The 22,617-nt window shown below is 65.0% G+C and carries 19 protein-coding genes; 13 read left to right on the top strand and 6 right to left on the bottom strand.

The window, feature by feature from the left end:
• Positions 1-101: 101 nt before the first annotated feature.
• Together LVJ94_24555 and LVJ94_24550 are read left to right on the top strand one after the other, a co-directional pair.
• Complete coding sequence (locus LVJ94_24555; protein ID WXB10386.1) at positions 102-755, top strand: TetR/AcrR family transcriptional regulator; 654 nt, start codon at positions 102-104, stop codon at positions 753-755.
• A gap of 68 nt (positions 756-823) precedes the next feature.
• Positions 824-1,825 carry a hypothetical protein gene (locus tag LVJ94_24550; protein ID WXB10385.1) on the top strand — a complete coding sequence of 334 codons (1,002 nt, stop codon included), beginning with the start codon at positions 824-826 and terminating at the stop codon, positions 1,823-1,825.
• A gap of 325 nt (positions 1,826-2,150) precedes the next feature.
• Here LVJ94_24550 and LVJ94_24545 read toward each other — a convergent pair whose 3' ends face one another.
• Positions 2,151-2,507 carry a four helix bundle protein gene (locus tag LVJ94_24545; GenBank protein ID WXB10384.1) on the bottom strand — a complete coding sequence of 119 codons (357 nt, stop codon included), beginning with the start codon at positions 2,505-2,507 and terminating at the stop codon, positions 2,151-2,153.
• 378 nt (positions 2,508-2,885) lie between these two features.
• On the opposite strand from LVJ94_24545, the gene LVJ94_24540 reads away from it, so the two are divergent.
• Positions 2,886-3,242, top strand: a complete 357-nt coding sequence (locus LVJ94_24540) for a four helix bundle protein (protein ID WXB10383.1) — start codon at positions 2,886-2,888, stop codon at positions 3,240-3,242.
• A 292-nt stretch (positions 3,243-3,534) separates the two neighbouring features.
• Here the strand turns inward: LVJ94_24540 and LVJ94_24535 are convergent, their stop codons facing one another.
• The 3 genes from LVJ94_24535 to LVJ94_24525 form a co-directional block, all read right to left on the bottom strand.
• Entirely contained in the window at positions 3,535-4,362 is an 828-nt protein-coding gene (locus tag LVJ94_24535) for a M24 family metallopeptidase (GenBank protein WXB10382.1), read from the bottom strand.
• 10 nt (positions 4,363-4,372) lie between these two features.
• The gene (locus tag LVJ94_24530; GenBank protein ID WXB10381.1) at positions 4,373-5,698 is read right to left on the bottom strand and encodes an aminotransferase class III-fold pyridoxal phosphate-dependent enzyme; all 1,326 of its coding nucleotides are present in this window, start codon (positions 5,696-5,698) and stop codon (positions 4,373-4,375) included.
• Positions 5,699-5,809: 111 nt separating this feature from the next.
• Positions 5,810-6,379 carry a hypothetical protein gene (locus LVJ94_24525; protein WXB10380.1) on the bottom strand — a complete coding sequence of 190 codons (570 nt, stop codon included), beginning with the start codon at positions 6,377-6,379 and terminating at the stop codon, positions 5,810-5,812.
• Between the two features lie 88 nt (positions 6,380-6,467).
• On the opposite strand from LVJ94_24525, the gene maiA reads away from it, so the two are divergent.
• The 10 genes from maiA (at position 6,468) to mgtE (ending at position 19,384) form a co-directional block, all read left to right on the top strand.
• On the top strand, positions 6,468-7,115 hold the full coding sequence (gene maiA, locus LVJ94_24520; GenBank protein ID WXB10379.1) for a maleylacetoacetate isomerase: 648 nt from the start codon (positions 6,468-6,470) through the stop codon (positions 7,113-7,115).
• On the top strand, positions 7,112-8,824 hold the full coding sequence (locus LVJ94_24515; GenBank protein WXB10378.1) for a BamA/TamA family outer membrane protein: 1,713 nt from the start codon (positions 7,112-7,114) through the stop codon (positions 8,822-8,824). Before maiA ends, LVJ94_24515 begins: the two co-directional genes overlap by 4 nt.
• Positions 8,821-9,504 (top strand): hypothetical protein, encoded by a 684-nt coding sequence (locus LVJ94_24510; protein ID WXB10377.1) that lies wholly within the window; start codon positions 8,821-8,823, stop codon positions 9,502-9,504. The genes LVJ94_24515 and LVJ94_24510 overlap by 4 nt, the downstream gene beginning before the upstream one ends.
• Before the next feature lie 30 nt (positions 9,505-9,534).
• The gene (uvrC, locus tag LVJ94_24505; GenBank protein WXB10376.1) at positions 9,535-11,673 is read left to right on the top strand and encodes an excinuclease ABC subunit UvrC; all 2,139 of its coding nucleotides are present in this window, start codon (positions 9,535-9,537) and stop codon (positions 11,671-11,673) included.
• Positions 11,674-11,901: 228 nt separating this feature from the next.
• Positions 11,902-14,214: a hypothetical protein gene (locus LVJ94_24500; GenBank protein WXB10375.1), complete on the top strand. Its 2,313-nt coding sequence runs from the start codon at positions 11,902-11,904 to the stop codon at positions 14,212-14,214.
• A gap of 45 nt (positions 14,215-14,259) precedes the next feature.
• A complete protein-coding gene (locus LVJ94_24495) occupies positions 14,260-14,952 on the top strand; it encodes a response regulator transcription factor (GenBank protein WXB10374.1) in 693 nt (230 codons plus the stop codon).
• 93 nt (positions 14,953-15,045) lie between these two features.
• Entirely contained in the window at positions 15,046-15,486 is a 441-nt protein-coding gene (locus LVJ94_24490) for a hypothetical protein (protein ID WXB10373.1), read from the top strand.
• A gap of 486 nt (positions 15,487-15,972) precedes the next feature.
• The gene (locus LVJ94_24485) at positions 15,973-16,374 is read left to right on the top strand and encodes a DUF4259 domain-containing protein (GenBank protein ID WXB10372.1); all 402 of its coding nucleotides are present in this window, start codon (positions 15,973-15,975) and stop codon (positions 16,372-16,374) included.
• Between the two features lie 160 nt (positions 16,375-16,534).
• A complete protein-coding gene (locus LVJ94_24480; GenBank protein WXB10371.1) occupies positions 16,535-17,977 on the top strand; it encodes a carboxypeptidase-like regulatory domain-containing protein in 1,443 nt (480 codons plus the stop codon).
• A 75-nt stretch (positions 17,978-18,052) separates the two neighbouring features.
• Positions 18,053-19,384 carry a magnesium transporter gene (gene mgtE / locus LVJ94_24475; GenBank protein ID WXB10370.1) on the top strand — a complete coding sequence of 444 codons (1,332 nt, stop codon included), beginning with the start codon at positions 18,053-18,055 and terminating at the stop codon, positions 19,382-19,384.
• Here mgtE and LVJ94_24470 read toward each other — a convergent pair.
• Together LVJ94_24470 and LVJ94_24465 are read right to left on the bottom strand one after the other, a co-directional pair.
• Positions 19,359-21,191: an ATP-binding protein gene (locus tag LVJ94_24470; protein ID WXB10369.1), complete on the bottom strand. Its 1,833-nt coding sequence runs from the start codon at positions 21,189-21,191 to the stop codon at positions 19,359-19,361. The two genes, mgtE and LVJ94_24470, sit on opposite strands and share 26 nt — an antisense overlap.
• Positions 21,188-22,561 (bottom strand): sigma-54 dependent transcriptional regulator, encoded by a 1,374-nt coding sequence (locus LVJ94_24465; protein ID WXB10368.1) that lies wholly within the window; start codon positions 22,559-22,561, stop codon positions 21,188-21,190. The genes LVJ94_24470 and LVJ94_24465 overlap by 4 nt, the downstream gene beginning before the upstream one ends.
• Positions 22,562-22,617 lie beyond the last annotated feature (56 nt).

The raw sequence follows: 22,617 nt of genomic DNA, 5'->3' as shown, positions 1-22,617 counted from the left end.
GCCACGGCGCAGAGCATCACCGCAGAAAATGGGCTAAAGGAGGGCGGAATGCGCATGGGGTGTTGTGGGTTAACTAACCAGGTGGTTACATAGCGTCGCGCGTGAGCAAGGCCAAGCTGACAACGGTTAAGAAGTATGAAGGGTCCGCTGCGCGTGAGGCTCGGGAGCCGCGTGCGCGCGATCCGGAACGCTCACAGGCGCGCATCCTGTCGGCGGCGATGAAGGAATTCGCGGCGCGGGGATTTGCCGGGGCCCGTGTGGATGCGATCGCCAAACGGGCGCGCATCAACAAGCGCATGCTGTACCACTACTTCGGGAACAAGAAGGAGCTCTTCGAGGCCACCATGTTGGCCATCCAGGCCGACAAGGAGCAGATCATCGAGGCCGGTCCGCAAAGTGTGCAGGACATGCTGCCCTACATCTACGACAACTTCGGCAGCAAGCGCGACTGGATGCGGATGATGCAGTGGGAGGCGCTCACCTACGGCAGCCGGGAGGTCCCCTCGGAAAAGATGCGGGCGAAGCTCTTCAAGCCGGGCCTGGAGCGGGTGGCCAAGGCCCAACGCGACCATGGCCTGCTCCGGGACGAAAAGAGCGAGTTGGCCATGATCGTCCTCATGGGGCTGGCCAGCTACCCCTGGCTCATGCCCCAGGCCGCTCGGATGCTCACGGGCTACGGTCCCGAGGAGCCACAGTTTCGCCGGAGCTACGCCGCGTTGCTGCGCAGGATCATCGGTTACCTTACGCGCCCGTGATATAGCGCATTGCCCACCCCCGTTTGGCGATACTCTGGGTGGGCCGCCGCTGTCGAGCTAGGTTCCCGATGTCCGACCGTCCCCCCCCTGATCCCGAGTCACCGTTTTCGCGGTTCGTCGCCCTTGTGCGGCGTGAGCTCGGCGCCGAGGACGTGCGCGTCCTCACCAAAGACCCCGAGCCGGAAAGTCCCGCCGCCAACGTGCTTTATGCGCGCTTGTTGGACGGGACGCGGATCGCGGTAACCTTCAACACCGCCCCCGGAAACCCCGCCGCGCTGCGGCGCCGACTGGGGATGCTGATGAACACCTTCGCGGCGTTGATCGAGGCGCACTCCAAGCCGCCTGCGCGTCTGTCCATCTCGCGCTCGCTTCGGGAGGAGCTGCGGGCGCTGGCCACGCGCACCCAGGCGGTGGAGGCACTGGTCTTGGACGCCCACTCGCCGGTCGTCTGGGGCGCCACCCACCAACGCGGCCCGCTGGAAGAGCCCCCGGAGCTCAGCGCGGTCCTCCACGTCGTGGATCCGCTGGAGCCTTACGCGTCGGTGACGCCCCTCTACCGCGACAAATCCGAGCGGCCCCCGCCCCCCGAGGATCTGGACGCCGACGAAGATCTGGCCGAGCTGGTGACCTTCCCCCCGCCCGCGCCGTTGCCGGGACCGCGCCTGGCCGATCTGCCCGCCCCGGTTCCCCCGGAGCCGAGCCAAACGCAGATCTCCGAGCCCAAAGGGGTGGAATCCTTGCCCCCGCCGGATCTTCGCGACTTGGTGCCCAGCGCCCAGCGCGCGCTGCGCGAGGTGCGCAGCCTCCCGGGGATCGACAGCCTTCGCAAGGGGAGGCCCATCCGAGAAACCGTGCGCCTGGCCGATTTCGGCTACGTGGCCCAGTCGTTCGCGACGATCTACATCATCGTGCTCGTCTTCGAGGCCCCCTTCGACGAACTCCGCGCCGAGCGCGCCCTCAACGACGCCCTCCCGCGCATCGAGCGCCTCGTGCTGGCGTTGCCACCCTTGGATCCCACGCCGGAACCCAGGGCCAACGCCGTCGCCCTCCGCCGCCCTCGCCGCCGGTAGGCATGGAGCGCCGGCATCCTGCCGGCGGTCCGCCACCTTCCAGGTGGCTCGCCGATTGCGGCGCCGGATTCGGGATCCGGTTTCGGGATCGGATCCGGATTCGGGGCCGGATCCGATTCCGGATTCCGGATCCGGATCCGAATCCGGGACCGATTCAGACGCAGATTCAGATTCAGATTCAGATTCAGACGCAGACGCAGACGCAGATTCAGACGCAGATTCAGACGCAGACGCAGACGCAGACGCAGATTCGGCACCCGGAATTGGGTCGGAGGTGAGTCGGTGGGGGGAGCTGGACGGTGTTGCCCAGCTCCCGCGCTGTGCGCTAGCGCACTGCGCCGAGGTGGTGGAGGATGGCGGCGACTTCGTCGAGCAATCGCTCGCCGGCTTCGATTTCGCGGGGGTGGACGTAGCCCCAGGCGACCGCGACGCGTAGGGCGGCACGTGATTCGCTGTCGGATCCGGCGGCGGTGGAGAAGCGTGCGATGCGATGGCCGCCTTGGCTGCGATTGCCTTCGGCGATGTTCAATGCAACGGAGCTGAGAGCTCGTCGAAGCTGCTCGCCCAGGTCGCGATCGCAGCGTCGGATATGCCCAACTGTGGGGCGAAGGAGCTCGATGGCTTGGAGCGCGAGCTCGAGGACATGAAATTTGGAGGGGCGGTGGGGTGTTCTTGCTTGCATGCCCCACCCAGCGAAAGAAGCGTGACAGCGCCCTCGCGCTCGAATGCCGATCAGGACGGGGCGCTGGCGCGCTTCTTTCGCGCCCGGGCAGGCAAGCAAGAACACCCCGCCGCACCGAGATTCAGTTGGCGGATTCCGCATCAGCGTCGGCGTTCCGCATCGGAGTCGCATCGGCCATGGTGCATCGGAGCCGCGTCCGTGACCGGCATCGGAGCTGCGCCGGCGATCGGCATCGATCAAATCTCGCATCGAACTGAATCCCGATGCGGTGTGCCGGTTTTGCTTGCCTGCCCGAACGCGAAAGAAGCGCGCCAGCGCCCGCAGGCGGCAGCATGCGAGAGGCTGGGCGCTGTCACGCTTCTTTCGCTTGGGGGGGGCATGCAAGCAAACCCGACCCACCGCCCCTCTGGTTTTCATGTCCTCGAGCTCGCGATTCAAGCCATCGAGCTCCTTCGCCCCACGGTCGCACATATCCGCCGCTGCGATCGCGATCTTGGCGAGCAGCTCCGACGAGCCCTCAGCTCCGTCGCGCTAAACATCGCCGAAGGCGACCGCAGCCAAGGCGGTCATCGCATCGCACGCTTCTCCACCGCCGCCGGCTCCAACGGCGAATCGCGCGCCGCGTTGCGCGTTGCAGTCGCCTGGGGCTACGTCCACACCCACGAAATCGAAGCCGGCGAGGCATTGCTCAATCGCGTCGCCGCCATGCTTCACCGCCTCGGCGCGCTGCGGTAACCCGCCCCCGCGGGAGCTGGACGGCACCGTCCAGCTCCCACATCTGAAATCTGAATCTGAATCTGAATCTGAATCTGAGTCTGAGTCTGAGTCTGAGTCTGAGTCTGAGTCTGAGTCTGAGTCTGAGTCTGAGTCTGAGTCTGAGTCTGAGTCTGAGTCCGAAACCGAAACCGGAACCGGAACCGGAACCGGAACCGGAACCGGAACCGGAACCGGAACCGGAACCGGAACCGAAACCGAAACCGAAACCGAAACCGAAACCGGACTCGAGCCTCGCCCTCGATCCCTCTCTCTACGCCGCCCGCACGGCGCCGGTTCGCCAGCGCCGCACGTGCGGCAAATCATCATCCAACCAAAACGCGTCACCCTCCGTGACGACCAAGAGCTCCTCGAACTTGGCCCCCACGCCGCCGTGCCCCAGGTGCGGCTCCACCGCCCACAGCCCCGGGGCGGGCGCGTGATCCGAAAAGCGACTCGGCCCCCAAAACGGCGACCACCCCGCCCGCGCCCCCACCATCACGTCCCCCACCATCGTCCGCAAACTACGAATCCCGAACCCCGCCACCGTCCACCGCGGCGCAGTGTTGCGCACGACGTCGACCCGGTGGGCGAGCACCCCGAAGGGGTAACGTCGGTGTCGGTTGGCGTGACCCTGTTGCGCGAGGAGGCCGTCCACGTCGCGGTAAATCGCACGCAGCGATTTGCGCGCGCGCACGCCCTGGAGAATCAGAGAACGGTACGCTTCCAAGTCGGCGAGCAACCGCGAATGCACTGCGTTTTCGCCGAGGCATCCCGCGTAGCCGATATCCGCGGCGTAGCCGTCGACGACGGGGGCGACGTCGAGGATGTACGGCATGCCTCGTTCGAGCTTGCGGTCCGTCGGGAAAAACTGGTGCGGAAAGCGGAAGCCCTTGAACGCGGTCCGGTCTCCAAACCATGCGAAGGGCCGGTGCAGCCAGTCGTCGACGCCCCGACCCACGAGCCACGTGCGCATCGCGGCCGTCGCATCGCGCTCCGTGATGCCCGGTTGCAGGCTCGCGCCGATGGCTTCCGCGCAATCGTACGCGAGCCGCTGCACCGTTCGAAATCGCCCGAGATCGCTGTCCGAGACGTCGCTCACGTCCCGGATGTTACGCCTTTGCGGATTTGTCCACGAGCGAAAGCGCCGAATCGATGATGGCGAAGCCCTCGGCGAGCTCCTCCTCCGACACCGTCAACGGCGGGTTCGTCATGATGCCGTTCCACCGCACGAACGTGTAGAGCCCCTTCTCCTTCAGGTGCGCATGCACCGCCTTCATCTCGTCGCTCGTCCCGTTGTACGGGGCCATTGGCTCGAAGGTCTTGCGGTCGCGCACGAGCTCCACCATGCCGAATAGACCGATGGATCGCGTTGCGCCCACACACGGGTGCTTCTCGTACAAAGCCTGATGGTGCCGTTTCAGGCTTTCACCCATCTTCGCCGCGCGCTCGATGAGACCGTCCGCTTCGTACACACCGATGGTGGCCAGCGCCGTGGCACAGCCCATTGGATGGCTGTTGTACGTGAGGCCCGCGAAGAACACGTTCTTGTCGAAGTGATCCGCAATGCTGCGCCGCAGTCCCACCGCGCCGAGCGGCACGTAGCTGCTCGTGAGGCCCTTGGCCATCGTGATGATGTCGGGTGTCACCTTCCAGTGATCCACCGCGAACCACTTGCCCGTGCGCCCGAAGCCGGCCATGACCTCGTCGCAGATCAGCAAAATACCGTGCTTGTCGCAGATGGCGCGAAGCCCCTGCATGTATCCATCCGGCGGAATCAAGATGCCGTTGGTGCCGACCACCGTCTCCACCAAAATGGCGGCGATGTTCTTGGCCCCCTCGAACATGATGACTTCTTCCACGTCGCGGAGCGACTCGCTCACCGGCTCGGGGTCTCTGCGCCCCCACTTGTGAAAGTCGGGAAAGCGGACCACGCCCGGGATGCTCGGTTCCGCCGCCCAGCGGCGCGGATCGCCCGTCAGCGCCATCGCCGCGGCGGTACCCCCGTGGTACGAGCGGTAACGCGCGAGGATCTTCGAGCGGCCCGTGTACATGCGCGCGATCTTGATGGCGTTCTCGTTCGCCTCGGCCCCGCCGTTGGTGAAGAAAAACGCATCGATGTCGCCGGGACAGAGCTCCGCCAGCTTCTTCCCCAGTCGCGCGCGCGGTTCGTGCGCCATGAACGGGTTGGCGTACGCCAGCTTGGCCGCCTGATCCTGAATCGCTTTGATGATGCGCGGATCGCCGTGGCCGGTGTTCACGCTCATCAATTGGCTATTGAAGTCGAGGTACCGCTTTCCATCGGGCGTATAAAAATACGAGCCCTTGGCGTGGGAAACGGGGATGGGGTCCACCGCGGATTGCGCGGACCACTCGAACATCGTGTGCTTCTTGGACAACGCGACGATTTCATCTGCGCTGAGGGGTTGGTCGCTCATAGCGTCCGACGATGTACCCCTCCGCGCGCTTTAGCAAGCGGGTGTCACAACATGGCGCAACGCATTGGAAGTGCGCCGAATCGGGCTCACGGGGAGGTGGCGCCCGTGGCGTCACTCGTTCGACATGTGCACGCGGAACGTGATGCGCGGGGAGCCTTCGGTCGGCTTTTTGAACTGCGCAGCTTCGATGCGTTTCATCAAGCAGGGCACCGCGCCTTGCGCGAACGAGGTCCCGCCGACCTTGTCACTCTTGAGCACCGTGCCCTTGGGACCGATCTTCGCGGTGATCTCGATGCGCGCGTTCGGCGTGGCCTTGCCATCGACGCATGCCTTCAAGGTCGAGCGCATGCCGGCGATGGCCTCGTCGAAGCCCGGAATCTTCCCTCCGCTCAAGGTGGCATCCACGCGGGGCACCAGGCCGGCGGAGTCTTTGTTCTCATTCGAGCCGGCGGCGTCGAACCCAGGGGAGGGCGACGCACCGAGGTCGCTCGCATCGCCCGAGGTGAGCGCTGTCTTGCCGCTGCCGCCATCGGGGGGCAACACCACCGCCGGGGGCGGGGCGGATGCCTGGGCCAGGGGCGGACCTTTCGGGCCGCCCCAGTCTTCTTGGACGCACGCGACCCCTGAAAGCGCCGAAAACGCCAGAACCGCAACCGAGCACAGAATGCCAGCGTACGCCATAGCCCCTCCGTTCGATGACCTCGCCGCTGCAGCCGTCGCTTGCTTACCCTGTTCGCATGCCAACCGCGCGTGCGAAGATGGGGACGCCATGCCAACGCTACGTCTCTACACTTATTGGCGTTCCTCGTCCTCCTACCGTGTCCGCTTTGCGCTCGAATTGAAAAAACTCGCCTACGAATCGGTTGCGGTGAACCTGCGGGAGGGCGAGCAGCATGGCGAGGAACACCGCGAGCGCAGCCCCACGGGCTACGTTCCCTGTCTGTTCATCGACGGACGGCCCGTGGTCGAATCGGTGGCCATCATCGAGCTGCTGGACGAGCTGTTCCCCCATCCACCGCTGTATCCTCGTGAGCCATGGGCCCGCGCGCGGGTGCGCTCGCTCGTCGAGGTCATCAACGCGGGAACGCAGCCCCTGCAGAATCTGGCCGTTCTCGATCGGCTGGGCTCGGATGCGAAGGTGCGCACGGAGTGGGCGAAGCACTTCAATACGCGCGGCCTCGCCAGCGTCGAACGCCTTATGACGCTTCATGAGAAGGAGGGGGTCGAAGGGCGATTCGCCTATGGCGATACGCTCACCGCCGCAGACCTTTTCCTCGTGCCGCAGATGTACAGCGCCCAGCGCTTCGGTGTGGATCTCTCGGCCTTTCCCCGCGCCGTGGCCGCGGCCGAGGCAGCCCTTTCCAGCGAAGCCGCCCAGGCGGCCATGCCTGAGCGCCAGCCCGACGCACGTCCGTGATCTTCGTTCGTCGGCAACTGCGTAAGCTCGCGGTGGCGCTCGCGCTGGCGGCGGCGACGACCGCGCACGCGCAGCCCGTCCGCACATGGGGCGGCGAGCGCACGCCGCCCGAGCCGTCCGATGCGCCGCCCGCGCCCACGGCTCCGCCGGCGCCACCGCCGCCGCCGCCGCCGACCACCGTGGGGACGCCGGTCGAAGGCTCCTCCCGGTCCGATCCGCCGAAACCGCCCGCGCCGGCCAAAGACCCCGACGCACGCGATTCGGAACCCGTGCCCCCCAACCCGACGTCGGAGGAAGAGGAGGAAGCTCGTTCGCAGGCCATCGTCCATATGCCCGGACACGTGGGCCTGCGCTATCGGCTCGAGGGCGTCGAAGTGCAAGGAAACACGACCACGCTTTCCCGCGTGGTGCTCCGTTACGTCCGGTTCAAAGCCGGCGATACGCTCGACGTCGACGACAAGGACCTCTCCGTCACGCGCTTTCGCCTGCTCGGGACCGGCTTTTTCCGCGACGTGCAGCTCTCGCTCCGCCGGGGTTCGCGGCGCGGCTACGCCGTGCTCGTGGTGAGCGTCGTCGAGCGCAACACCATCGTGGTGAACGACCTGTGGCTCGGCTTGTCCGCCGACGCGGAACCGGATGGCCGCGCTCGCCCGCTCACCGCGTACGGCGGGCTCGATGTGTCGGAGCGCAACCTCGCCGGCACCGGCGTCACCTTGGGCGGGGCCATCGCGCTGGCCGATCGCCAGCTGGCGCTGCGCACGCGCTTCTCCGATCCGCAATTCCGCGGCACCCCGTGGATGGCCAACGTCGAGCTGCTCTACAACAACGCCAAGGACTTCTTCGGAAACCGCGACGCGTTGGTCGACGATCCCACCGCCGAGGTCCGGCAGGACTTCGCCGTGGCCTCCTACCGCCGCTTCGGCGGCTCGGTGGGCGTGGGCCATGATCTGGGCTCCTCCACGCAGCTCTTTCTCGACTACCGATTCGAGAAGATCGACGCCAACCTGCCCCGGGCGGCCAGCCACGTGCGCGGCCGGGACGTGGAGCCCATCGATTTTCACATCCACGGCGGTAGCTCGCTCATTTCGACCTTGCGCGCCACCATGGTGCACGACACGCGCGACGAGCCGTTCTTGCCCACGCGCGGCACGTTCATGTCGCTGCTCTCCGAGCTGTCGCTGTCGCCGCTGGGGACCGATTATCCCTATGCGAAGTTGCAAGTGCGCGCCTCGCATTGGTTTCCGCTGTCGTGGGGCCACGTGCTGCGGCTCGAGGGCTTCGCGGGCAGCATCTTCGGCGATGCGCCCTTGTTCGAGCGGTTTTACGTGGGCGACTTCACCGACCTGCTGCCCGACCGCGTTCTCGATTTGAATTTCGACCGCCGCGCCGCGCCCAATTTTCTGGACACCAGCATTCAGGAAATTCGATATGGCACTTACGCGGCCAAGGTGAGCGTCGAATACCGAATACCGCTTTACCGCGGTACGCGGTCCATTTACGGCATCGACCTTTTTGGCTCCGTCGGCCTCTACGGCCTGACCGACGATCTCAACCTGCGGCAGCCGCCGAGTGGCTATTCGGGATTCTCCAAAGTTCCCATCGATTTGACCTTCAACGCCGGCCTGCGCATCGAGACGAACGTCGGCGGCTTCGCGTTCGGCATCGCGAATTTGGTCGGGTTCATCCCCGTGCGATCGGAGGGCAATTGAACGCGCCCCTTCGATTCGCGCCCTTCCGATTCATGGGGGTGGCCATCTTGGCCCTCGTTATGGGCGTCATGCTTCCGGGGCGCGCCGCGGCCCAGGAGGCCCCGGCGACGTCGGCGTCGCTGCCGGCGCGTCAGGCCAACTTCGCCTGGGACAAGACGCGCCTCATCGCCAGCTTTTCCTACCGCGATGCCATCGATGCGCCGCTCACGCAAAAGCTCTCCAGCGGGCTACCCACCATCATCGCCATGCGCGCCTACGTGATGCGCCAGGGCGAGGACACGCCGGTGGCCCTGGCGGTGCAGAGCTGCCGCGTCGTGTTCGACCTCTGGGAGGAAGTGTACCGCGTGACCATCACGAGCCGCGGCGGCGTGCGCGATCAGCCCGTGCTCAACGTGGAAGGCGTGCTGCGCCAGTGCGCCGAGGCGCGCGATCTGCCCATCGCGGACAAATCGTACCTGCGCGCGGGAACGCCCCATTTTCTCGCGGTGAGGGTGGACATCAACCCTTTCAGCCAGGAGATGCTCGACCAGATGCGCACCTGGGTCCAGCGCCCCACCGGCTCCACGGGCATCGGCCCCAGCGACGCCCTCTTCGGGTCGTTCGTCAGCCTCTTCGTCAAGTCCATGCGCGGCACGAGCGACCGCACGCTCAACTTCCGCACGCAGACCGTGGTGCCGTGAGATTCAGGAGAAAGGCGTTATAAGAAACTCGTGCTTCCCGAGGTCGTACAGGAAAAGCTTCGCGCGCTTCCGGCCGAGTCCGGCGTATATCTTTTCAAGGATCAAAAGAGCGAGGTCGTCTACGTCGGCAAGGCCAAGAGCCTGCGCAGCCGCGTCCGCAGCTATTTTCAGAGCGGGGGCAGCGATTCGCGGCTGTTCATTCCGCACTTGCTCGAGACCATCGGCGACCTCGACACGATCGTCACCGCCAACGAGAAAGAGGCGACGATCCTCGAGAACACGCTCATCAAGGAGCTTCGCCCTCGCTACAACGTCAAACTCCGCGACGACAAGGAATACCTGTCCTTGCGGCTCAACGTGAACCACGCCTGGCCGCGCCTCGACGTGGTGCGACGCCCGTCGGCCGACGGTGCGCGTTACTTCGGTCCGTACCATTCGGCCACGGCCGCTCGGCGCACGCTGCATTTGATCAACAAGCATTTCCAATTGCGCACGTGCAGCGATCTGGAGCTCACCAGCCGGCGGCGGCCTTGTTTGCAATATCAAATCAAGCGCTGCCCCGCTCCCTGCGTCTACGAAGTCGATCCGGCCTGGTACAAGGATCAAACGCGTGCGGTGGCCATGTTCATCGAGGGCCGCCACGACGAGCTCACGCGCGAGCTGCACGATCGCATGCACCGCTCCGCGCAGGAAATGCGCTTCGAGCTGGCCGCCGTCTACCGCGACCAGCTTCGGGCCATCGAGCAGGTGCGCGCGTCGCAACGCGTGGTGGTGGCCGACGACGAAGTCGAGAAAGACGTCATTGGCCTTTATCGGGAAGGCGATTTGGTCGAGGTGGTGATCCTCCACGTGCGCGGTGGTCGTCTCGGCGACGTGGGAACGTATGCGATCAAGCACGCGGAGATCCCGGAAGAGGAGATCGTCGCCGCGTTCATTGCGCAGCACTATGGCCGCGAGCAGCGGGTGCGCGGGGAAGAGCGGGAAGAGGACGAAGAGGGGGCAGGGGAGGAGGTCCGCGAAGAGATCCTCGTGCCGCGCGAGATCGTGGTGCCATGTCTGCCCGAAGGCCACGCGGGCATCGCCGAGTGGCTCGCCGAGCGGGCGGGCCACAAGGTGGCCATCGTTCATCCCAAGCGAGGTGCACGCGTCGACCTGCTGACCATGGCCAACGACAACGCGCGCCATTCCTTTCTGGAGAAGCGCCGCGTCTCCGACAGCGTGGACGAGCGGCTCGCGCAGCTGCAGGAGCGACTGCGCCTGCCCACACTGCCGCGCCGGATCGAGTGCTGCGACATTTCGCACTTGGGCGGCGGCGATACTGTGGGTGCCGTGGTGGCCATGACGGACGGTGTGCTGGACAAGAAGCGTTACCGCACCTTCCATGTGCGCGGCACCGGCAGCGCCGAGCGAGGCGCGGGGGAGCTGCACGCGGGCGACGACTACGCCGCCATGTACGAAGTCCTGGCACGCCGCTTCCGGCGCGGCGTCGCCGCCGCCTCCCCCTACCCCAACCCTCTCCCGGAGGGGGAGGGAGCCGAAACTCCATTGTCGCGTGACGTCTCGGCTCCCTCCCCCGAAGGGGGAGGGTCGGGGTGGGGGAGCGCCACCGAGGAGTCCGATCCTTGGGAATTGCCAGATCTGTTCGTGGTCGACGGAGGCCGTGGACAGCTTGGTGTCGCATTGGCCGCCGCGCGCGATCTGGGCCTTCACCAACTACCCATCGTGGGCCTGGCCAAGGAGAAGGAGAACGTCATGGGCGAGACCTTGGTCGACCGCGTGTACCTTCCCGGACAGAAGAATCCCATCCCGCTGAAGACACACTCCGCCTCACTCTTCTTTTTGGCGCGCCTTCGCGACGAGGCCCACCGCTTCTCCAACCGGGGCCGCGAGAAGCGCGGCAAGGCCCGTCGCTTTCACTCCGCGCTCGACGATGTGCGAGGCATTGGGCCCACGACGAAGAAGGCATTGCTCAAAGCCTTGGGGTCGGCCATTGGGGTTCAGCGCGCAGACGACGCGACCTTGCTGGCCATCCCTGGAGTTAATAAGCGCCATGTGGCTGCGCTCCGAAAGGCATTTCCCGCGGCGGCGCCTGCGCCCATCGCGTTGGACGCGTCGGGCACATCGGACACTGCGCCCGCCGAGACCGCCCCCGACGAGGCAACGACGTGAGCATCTGCCAACCGCGTTGACAGCTCCGCGCATGCCCCACCGTGTGCGGCAAGCTCGTTTTCACAAGGAGATTTAGCCTCGAACGCGCACGCGAAGTCCTTCACACGTTGGTGCGCGGTATGCTTTACTCTGCAGCCGAGCCCTCACCTCGAGGGCAAGCAGCTACGCACGACCACGAGGGAGTAGCGGACAATGGAAAACACCGGAGGCGGGCAACGACGCACGCCGATGCATACTGCAGCTCGCGTCTTGACGGCCGCAGGTCTCCTGGCGAGCCTTGGCGCCCTGGGCAGCGGGTGTCTGACCCGCAAAGTCAGCGGTGAACCGCCGAGCACGAAGATCAACTACAACACCGTCATCCGGCAGTCGGCCATCGACAAGATCGACCTCTTGTTCGCCATCGACAATTCGTCCTCGATGGGTGACAAGCAAGCGCTCTTCGCCGACGCGGTTCCGGACCTCATCAACCGCCTGCTCACGCCGAACTGCGTGAGGGACGCCGATGGCTCGGTCGTCCCGCCGCAGAATGGCCAGTGCGCGCCCGGTAGCAAACCCGAGTTCACGCCGGTTCAGGACATCCACATCGGCATCGTTAGCTCGTCGATCGGCAGCTATGGCACCAACCAGTGCAATCCGACCGCGGCGGGTAACGCGGGCAAGCAGCTGGACGACAAGGGTCAACTTCTGACCCGCGCGGATAGTAGCGGCACCCCCAAGACGCAGCCGTTCAACTTCCTCTCCTGGTTGCCCGACAATGTCGAGGCGAACAAGGACAAGAAGCCCATCGCGGGGACGACGGCGTACGGTCGGGCCGGACTCACCTCCGACCAGCTGGAAACCGACTTCAAGGCGATGGTGAAAGGCGTTGCCGACCACGGATGCGGCTACGAGGGCCAACTCGAAAGCGTGTACCGCTTCCTGGTCCAGCCCGACCCGTGGGAGAGCTACACCCTTCCAGGCAACGAGGCCGACAGCAATGCAAGGGTCAAGCTCAACGGCGTCGACAAGAAGATCCTGCAGCAGCGTGCGAACTTCCTCCGCGAAGACTCGCTCGTCGCGATCATCATGCTGACGGACGAAAACGAGAACACGATCGACCCGTTGGCGTTGGGCGCCCATGCATGGCTCTACGAGAGCGGTTACCGTGTGGCGGGCGGCACCCCGGCATGCTCGGATCCTTCCAAGGGCCCGAACAGCGCCGAGTGCTTCTCTTGCTACCAGGACAACGCCAAGGATCTTCCGTGCTACCAGAAGGGACTGCCGCTCGAGCAAGACGGCGCCAACGTCCGCTTCTTCGAGCCGAAACGGCGTTTCGGCTACGACGCGCGTTTCCCGCTCGAGCGTTACACCACGGGCTTTAGCCAGACGAAGGTTCCGGACCGCCGCGGCGAACACACGGAAACCGACAATCCCGACGTGCGGTCGTTCAACTACGTGGGCAACCCCAACTGCACCAATCCGCTGTTTGCGAAGGGGTCGTCCCTGGCCGAGGCGGCCGAGAAGACCGACAACCCCGACGCGCTGTGCAACCTGGCTCGTGGGCCGCGGTCGAGTGATCTCATCTTCTACGCGATCATCGGCGGTGTTCCCTGGCAGATGCTGACGGACCAACCGACCAACCTGGAAGACAGCAACCCGGGCAAGTTCAAGGACAAATTGGTCGAAGACGATTGGCGGCGCATCCTCGGTGCAGATCCGGCCCGCTACGACTTCACGGGCATCAACGCGCGCATGCGCGAATCCGTTGCCAAGCGTGATGGCGTAGCCGACACCGGGAGTTTTCGTGACTGGGATACGAAGAACGACGACCTGCAGTACGCGTGCGTTTTCAATCTGGCAAAGGAGAGGGATTGCTCGCTGCCCGAGAACAAGGACGCCTGCGATTGCGCCCGAGCGACGGACTCACCGCTCTGCGATCGGACAGTTCCAACCAAGCAGCTCAAAGGCAAGGCGTATCCGACCGTCAGCCAGTTGTCCGTGGCGAGGACCCTGCGCGACCAGGGCATCGTGGCGTCGCTTTGTCCGAAGTTCTCCGCGGACTCGGACAAGGACAAAGAGGACTACGGTTATCGTCCGGCTGTTCGCACCATCGTCAACCGCCTCAAGGACGCGCTCTCCGAGCGTTGCATCCCGCAGCCGCTCGAAGAGCAAGATGATGGCACCGTGCCGTGCTTGATCACCGAGCTCTTGCCGTCGGGTGACCAAGCCACCGCGTGCGATCCGGCCAAAGGGCTGAAGCAGCCGGAGGCGGGTGTTCTCGAGCGTTACCGCAAGCAGCAGGTGGCGGGCAATGCCACGCCGGAGGAATTGGCACGTCCCTTGTGCGTCATCTCGCAGCTCAAAGGCCCCGAGCTCGTGAACAACTCCTGCGTCAAGTCGACGAAGGGCGGCTGGTGCTACGTGAGCCGCGAGAAGGTGGCGACCGAGAAGTGCGCACAGTCGATCAAGTTCCCGGAGGCGTTCCCTCCGCCGAACGGCGCCCTCGTCAACTTGCAGTGCATCGAGCAGCCGCCCACCGCGGGCGGGGACGCGGGCCCCTGAGCGTCGTCCGTACGCGGTAGAGAAGAAGGCGGCCAGGGATAGGCATTGTCTCCCAAGAAGACGATTCTCATCATCGAGGACGAGCCCCACATCGTCCTCGGACTACGCGACTCACTCGAGTTCGAAGGGTTTCGCGTAGTCTCGGCCGCCCGCGGTGGGGAGGGAGTCCAGCTTGCACGCAACGAGACTCCAGACGCCATCATCCTCGACCTGATGCTCCCGGACATGAACGGGTACGCCGTCTGCGAGGAACTCCGGCGCTGGAGTCCTTTCGTGCCGATTATCATGCTTACGGCGCGCTCGCAGGAGACGGACAAGATCCGAGGCCTCGACGCCGGCGCCGATGATTACGTGACGAAGCCCTTCAGTGTCGGCGAGTTGATCGCACGCATCCGGGCCATCTTTCGCCGCGCCGCCCGTGTCGTCGGCACCGCCCCCGAGACCTTCGAAATCGGCGAGGCCAGCGTGAACTTCGCCGCGCATACCCTCACGCGCAGCGGCGAGGTGTTGCAACTCTCCTTCTACGAGGTCGAGCTTCTGCGCCTCTTGAACGAGCGCGCCGGCCAACCCGTGAGCCGCGACGAGATTTTGCACAAGATTTGGGGCCTCGACGCCTCCCCGTCGAACCGCACCGTCGACAACTTCATCGTGAAGCTTCGCAAGAAGATCGAGATCTCCCCCGACAAGCCGAAGCACATTCTGACCGTGTACGGCTACGGGTACAAACTGGCTTTGTGACCACGTTCGTGACCGGCGCTCACGTCGCGACGGAATGAATCGACTGATCTTCTTCGCAACTTGAGCGCTGCCGCGGCCGAACGATCCCGTGACATGGCTAGCTCGGACTATCCTCGAAAGCGGCAAGCGTTTCTGCAGGCGTTCGAGGACTTGCGCATCAAGAACGGTCTCGATCAGCTGCCTCCCTGGTTTCACGTCCAGTTTCCGGACGACAAGATCATGGCAACGTGGTGCTCGTCCATGCAACAACGGGTGATGACCATCCAAGAGGCCGACGCGGATCGCCTTTTTGGTTTCGACGCCTTCGTGGCCAAGACAGGCCTGGATGACGAGCTGCTCTGTCTCACGCTCGACGTCGAGAATACACCGGCGAAGGTGACGCTCATTTTCGAGGTCTACCGACTATGGTTCGTAGACAAGATGCCGTGGGAACGACTCGAGCCACTCGTCGATGAATTCATTCGAGCCTACGCCAAAGAGGGTGCATGCCTCGGTTCGCTCGACGAAGATGAAGACAGCGAGCCGCTCGAATGAAATCTTCGGACGCGAATATTTCGAGGCGAGGGCTATGAGCCGACGCAAAATCATCCCGAGCTTGGGCGACATTTTCGAGGTCCCATTGACGGATGGGCACGTGCTTATGGCCACATACTGCGTGAAATTCTATGCCGCACGACGCGATCGCAGGCTGCCGCTCGAGGAGATCGTTCGCAGTAACGTTGCATTTTGAGTCGGATGTACGATCGATGCCATTCAAAGTGGGAAATGGCCGATTGTCGGAAACGCGCCCCCTCCGGCATCGATGAATGAGCCTATTCGCTTTTGGAGGTCGCCGGCACCGGATTCATCTTCATGTACGAATGGCGGGCAATCGATAGCGACGAAGAACGGCGCGTTATGGAGGTCGATATCATAGGACTCGAAAAGTTCCTCATTTGGGGTTCGGTCGCGGTGATCGAGCGCCTCGAACATTTCTTGCGCAGGGAACCTGACCCGCGCGTGATCATTGGGTGATGTGACATGGGTGCATGGGGATACGGGCCGTTCGAGAACGATTCGGCACTCGATTGGGTGAGCTGGGCCGAGGAGGACACGAGCGCGGCGGTCGATTCGGCGCTGCAGCAGGCCACGAGCGCCGGTTACCTCGATGTGGACGATGGCTCGGCCGCGGTGGCGGCGGCCTCGCTCATTGCGGCGGCGCGCGATGGGGATACGGCGGGACTACCCGAGGAGGTCGCGGCCCTGGTGCATGATTGGCAGCCGGACGATAGCCACGCCGCGCGCGCGCTCGAAGCGTTGGCGGCCGTCGTGGGCGCGGAGTCCGAACTCGCGGCTCTTTGGCGCGAAGGCGCGACCGCCGCCGCGTGGGAGCGCACGATCGAGGTCCTTCGCGAGCGGCTGCTGCGTGCCTCCGCCGGATGAGGAGCCGCGTCACCGTAACGCAATCGGATGTGGCTCACTGTGCCACAAATCGGCGCTCGGTCGAGCAAAGTGACACCAATTGCGCCATTTTTGGCCATGGAGAGAGCGGAGGTCTTGTCCGATGCGCTCCCATTCCACTTTGCTTGTCACTCTCGTCTTCATGGCCACCGGGCTCGTGGCCCTCGGGCCCGGTTGCGGAAGCTCCAATGGATCCGAGTTCCCCGGAAATCAGGACCCCGATGGCTCATCGCCCGACGGGGACCCTCGTTTTGGCGAAGCGGGCCCCGGCGATGCCAAACCTTGCACCGGGTTGTGCTTGCAACAGGTGAACTGCCCCAACGGTGGTGACACAACCGTGAGCGGCGTGGTGTACGACCCCGCCGGCAAGGTGCCGCTCTACAATGTGGCCGTATATGTGCCAAATGCGCCGGTTAGTGCCATCACCACCGGGGCGTCGTGCGATCGCTGCGATCCGTCCCTCTATTCCGGCGAGCCCCTGACCGGGACGCTCACCAACGCGAAGGGCGAGTTCAAGATACCGCGCGTGCCCGTCGGGGCGGACATCCCGCTGGTGATCCAAGTGGGGAAGTGGCGGCGCGCGATCAAAATTCCGACGGTAGGGAAGTGCGTGAACACGCCGCTCACCGACAAGAATCAGACGCGCCTTCCGAAGAACAGCAAGGAGGGCAACATCCCCCTCATCGCCATCACCACCGGCGGCGCCGACTCCATCGAGTGCCTGCCGCGGCGCATGGGCATCGACGATAGCGAGTTCTCGACCAAGGGCGGCCAAGGTCGCATTCACCTCTACAAAGGTGAAAACAATGGCGACAGCAAGGCGCGCGACCGATTCGACAGCGGCACGGAATTCAAGCCTTCGACGGATCTCTGGAGCACGACGAATCAACTGAAGGCGTACGACATGGTGATCCTCTCGTGCGAGGGGACCATCAATGCAGAGAGCAAGCCGCTATCGGCACGCAATGCGCTCTACGAATACGAGACCATCGGCGGGCGCGTGTTCGCGTCGCACTGGCATCGCTACTGGTTCAGCGATGGCCCCGATTCGGTTCGGTCCATTGCGGGCAACGACGGCTGGATGGACAACATTCAGGGTGAACAAGAGCAGACCGCCATCGTGAAGGTGGCCGACAATCTGCCGAAGGTGGTCGCCTTCGCCGATTGGCTCCAAAACGTCGGGGCGACGCAAAAGCGCGGGGAGCTCAAGATCACCGCGGCGCGCGACAACCTGAACTCGGTCAATCACAACGTGGCCACCGAATGGGCCACGATTCCGCAGTACCAGCAGAAGAAGAACGACGGCACCATCGTGAATGCCACGCCGGCCGCGGCCGTACAGTTCGTCTCCTACAACGCGCCCGTCGGCGCCGCCGACGACAAAATCTGCGGCCGTGCGGTCTTTACGGATCTACACGTGTCCTCGGGGGCGCGCAAAGACCATGCAGGGGAGGGCAAGTCCTTCCCCGATGGATGCGAGAACGCCGATCTCTCGCCCCAGGAGAAGGCGCTCGAGTTCATGCTGTTCGACCTCGCGTCCTGCGTCTCCAACGACCGGGTGCCCCCACCGCCCATCGTCAATTGAGCTCGCCACGCGGTCGTTCATTGATGACGGATACGTCACTTGTTGCTTACGAGATTCCGAAGTAGCAAGTGGCGCATGCCGGAGCAAACATCGGAGCAGCAAGAGGTCCTGACCCTCGACGAGCTACGGGATGTCTGGGTCGTGCTGTCCGGCACCGAGCGTCAGGAAGGATTCCACCTTCTGTCCAAGATGGAGGCCGAGGACTTCTTCCTCGCGCTGCCCGCGCTCGATATGTCGGAGCTCGTTCTCGCGTTGCCCGCCGAGGAGCGGCGCTCCTGGATCCGGCTGGCCCCGCCGGACGACGTGGCCGATCTCGTGCAGGCCTCTCCGCCCGAGCAGCGCGAACACCTGCTCGCGTTGCTCGACGAGCCGACACGCAAGGAAGTCGCCGCGCTTCTCGCCTACCGCGAGGACGTTGCGGGCGGGCTGATGAATCCGCGCTATGCGCGCGTGCGGCCGAACATGACGGTGGACGAGGCGCTGGTCTACCTTCGGAACCAGGCGCGGGCCCACCTCGGCACCATCTATTACGTGTACGTGATGGACGAGACGCAGCGGCTCGTCGGCGTGGTGTCGCTCAAGCAGCTCTTTGCCGCCGCGCCGGACAAAACGGTGCGGGATGTGATGCGCACGGATCTCGTCCTCGTCGAGGAGCAAACCGACCAAGAAGCCGTCAGCCAGCTCTTCGCCGAGCACGATTTGCTGGCCATCCCCGTCGTCGACGGGGAAGGGCGGATGAAGGGCCTCGTCACCGTCGACGACATCGTCGACGTGGTTCAGGAAGAGGCCACCGAAGATGCGCAGAAGTTCGGCGGCATGGAATCGCTCGATGCGCCGTACATGAAAATCGCATTCCTCCGCATGGTCAAAAAGCGCGGCGGCTGGCTCGCGGCGCTTTTTCTCGGGGAGATGCTCACCGCCACGGCCATGGCCCATTTCGAAGACCAAATTGCCCGCGCGGTGGTTCTTGCGCTCTTCGTCCCGCTCATCATCTCGAGCGGCGGAAACTCGGGCTCCCAGGCGTCCACCTTGGTGATTCGCGCCATGGCGGTCGGCGAGGTGAGGCTGCGCGATTGGTGGCGGGTCATGCGCCGCGAGCTGGCGACGGGGCTGGTGCTCGGCATCGCACTCGGGTGCATCGGCTTTCTGCGCATCTTCCTTTGGCAACAGGTCGCGCCCACCTACGGCGAGCATTACATGCTCGTGGCCTTTACCGTATTCTTCAGCCTCATTGGCGTGGTGACGTTTGGGACCTTGGCGGGGTCGCTTTTGCCGTTCGTCCTTCGCCGCGTGGGGTTCGATCCGGCGAGTGCGTCGGCACCGTTCGTGGCCACGCTCGTCGACGTCACGGGTTTGATCATCTACTTCAGTGTCGCCGCGGTCATGCTTCGCGGGGCGTTGTTGTAGCACTCTCGGGAAGGGTCACCACGATGCAGGCGCCCGGGCCATCGGATACGGGCTCGCAGGCGATGGATCCGCCGTGCGCGTGAATGATCTCGCGGGCGATGTAGAGGCCGATGCCCGAGCCATGGACATCCGAGCCGAGGCGATAGTGTTCCACGCGAAAGAACTTGTCGAAAATGCGCTCGCGAAATTCCTCGGGCACCCCCGGACCGCGATCGGCGATGGTGACGCGGAGCTTCTCGTCCGCGCGCGCGACGCCCACGTCGATGGCGCTTCCGGAGGGCGTGTATTTTAGTGCATTTTGAAGGATGTTCGAGAATACGACGGTCAGCCGCGCCAGATCGCCGTGAAGTGCGAGCGGCGCAGTATCGGTTGGCAGATGCAGGCGAATGCCTCGGTTCGATTCATCGGCGCGGGGTTGGATGGCGGCGAGGGTTTGGCGAAGGACCAGCCCGAGATCGAGCTGCTCGGATTGCAGGCGAAGTTCGCCGGCCTCGATGCGCGTCAGATCCAAAAACTCCGCGACCGTGCCGGCGAGTTGCTCCACGCCCATGAGCGCGGTGAGCACGAGCTCTCGATTCGTTTCATCCAGCCGCCCGGCGCGCTCCTCGAGCATGAGCAGCGTCATGCGCAACGTGGTGAGCGGCGTGCGAAGCTCGTGGGAGGCCACGGCGACGAGCTCCAGCCGCAATTCGTCCAGGCGCGCGAGCTCGGTGACGTCGGAAAGAAGGAGCACCGCTCCATGGCGCCCGTTGGGGAGTCCCTCGATGGGCACGATGCGCGGCAGTACCCGTCGATGCTCTTCGCCCACCCGTACGACCAATGCGCGCGACAAATCGAGCGGCAGCGAGACCACTTCGCCGCGCAAGGAAGCATCCAGCGCGGTGCGCACGGCCTCCGGAAGCGACAGGTTGCGCATCACTTCCGTGGCGCGTGCATTCGCCGACGAGACGTTCCCTCCGGATTCGACCACGAGCACGGCATCGGGAAGCGCCGCCAGGGTGGCCTCGAGCGTCTCTTTCGCGGCGATGACTTCACCGATGTTCGCGCGGCGGAATTCCTCGAGGTCGTCGGCCATGCGGTTGAAGCCATCGGCAAGCTGCCCGAGTTCGTCGCCGTGGCGGGCCCGAACGCGCCCGGAGAAGTCTCCACGGCGGATGGCTTCGACGCCGCGCGAAAGCTCTCCGATGGGCAGGAGCACGACGCGGGCCAGATACAGCGCCACCAGGATCGAGAGCAGCAACGCGGCGCTGAAGACGACGGCGAGGATCTGCGTGGCCTGGCTCGCCTGATCGCGCGCCCATGCGGCCACGCTCTGCGTCGAACGAAAGTCGTCCTCGCGGAGGCGCGCGCTGTCCGATACCGCGCGCCGCAGGAGCGGGTTCACCTCCTCGTGGTAGCGAATGCGGGTATCGGCATCGTGGGCGTGGGCCAGAAGAGCGTCGCCCGCCTCGTGGTACGCGCGCACGTCGACACGGAGCGCGGCCGTCTTCTCGCGCTGCTCGGGGTGCTCGAGCAGCGCATCGAGGTGGGAAAGCGAGCGCTCCACCAACGCGCGCCGCTCGTGAAGCTCACGCCGCCCGCGCACGGCATCCGCCAAGGTCAAGAGAAGCGCGTCGTCTTCGCGCTCCAAATCGCTCGCGAGCGCGCCCGTGGCCGCCACCGTTTGCTCGCTCGCCCGCACGGCGGAATCGACGACCAGGCTGACCCGGCGAAAGGCCAGCGCGCTCCACGCGCTGGAGGCGGCCGAGGTTGCAACGAGGAGAACGCCCGCGACGAGAAAGCGCCCCCCGAGACCGAGCGCCTTCATGTGAGGCCGTAGCGCTTTCGTTTTCTCTGCAGCGTGGTGCTGTCGATGCCCAGGGTCCTCGCCGCGGTCTCCAGCGTCGGTGCGCGTGCGATGACCCGGGCGATGTGCTCGCGCTCGAGGGACTCGAGGCTGACGTCGGCGCCCAATGCGACCTCCGCGTCGGGGCGGCGTCCTTCGGGGTCTTCGGCGACCTCGGGAATGCCGAGATCCTCCGGCTCGATCCGCGGCCCGGGGCTGAGGATCACCGCGCGCTCGACGGCGTTGCGAATTTCCCGAAGATTGCCCGGCCAAGGGTGCGCACGAAGGCCGCGCACCGCGGCGTCCGAGAAGGTGAGCTCGGGCCGATGGAGCCGGATTTTCGCGCGCTCCAGGTAGTATCGCGTCAGGCCGGGCAGGTCCTCCCGCCGCTCGCGCATGGGCGGCAACGTGAGCGTGACCACGTTGAGGCGAAAGAGGAGATCTTCCCGGAAGCGCCCCGACTGGACTTCGGTCTCGAGGTCTCGATTGGTGGCCGCGATGATGCGCACGTCCGCGCGCCGCTCCTTGCTCTCGCCGACCCGCTCGTAGCTTTGGTCGTTCAAGAATCGCAAGAGGCGCACCTGGGCTTCCGGCGAAAGGTCGCCCACCTCGTCCAGAAAGATGGTTCCACCCTCGGCCTCTTGAACTTTGCCCCGCGCATCGGAGACGGCGCCGGTGAAGGAGCCCTTTCGGTGCCCGAAGAGGGTGCTGTTCATGAGCTCCTTCGAGAGCGACGGGCAATTGACCGAAATGAATGGACCGCCCGCGCGCAGGCTCCTCGTCCAGATCCATCGGGCCATCACGTTTTTGCCGGTGCCGCTCTCGCCGCGCAACAGAATGGGCGCGTCGGTCTTGGCCGCCCGCGAGGCGAGCTTCAGGATCGCGGAGGCCGCGGGGCTTTCCGTTTCGAAAAAGTCGTCGTCCGCGCCGGCCAGCTCGAGCCGCACCTCGGCCTCGGCGAGCTTGCGTTTGAGGCGCACGGATTCCCATGCGCGGGCCACCGCATGGCGCACCTGCTCCGGGGTGAAAGGCTTGGGCAGGTAGTCCACCGCGCCCCGCTTCATGGCCTCCACCGCCGTTTCGAAGGTGGCAAATGCGGTGATCACGATGATGGCGGCATCGGGTTGCCGACGCACGATGTCGGGGAGCGCTTCGAGCCCCGAGTCGGATCCCAGCCAGAGGTCGAGCAGCACGACATCGAAGTGACCGTGCTCGAGTGCGTCGAGTGCGGCCTTCGCGCTGCCGACACCAAGTACGCGTGCGCCGTCGGCGGCCAAGCAGAGTCGAAGGGACTGACGAACACCCGGATCGTCGTCGACGACCAATACCGACCAGGACGCTATCGAATCCATCTCCGACAAAGATACGAGCGATGAGGGGCCCCGCGCTGAGGAAAACATCACGGCAA

It is taken from the genome of Sorangiineae bacterium MSr11367, from assembly GCA_037157805.1.
In the GTDB taxonomy this organism is placed as follows: domain Bacteria; phylum Myxococcota_A; class Polyangia; order Polyangiales; family Polyangiaceae; genus Pendulispora; species Pendulispora rubella.
This window is presented reverse-complemented; position numbering and strand designations above follow the sequence as displayed.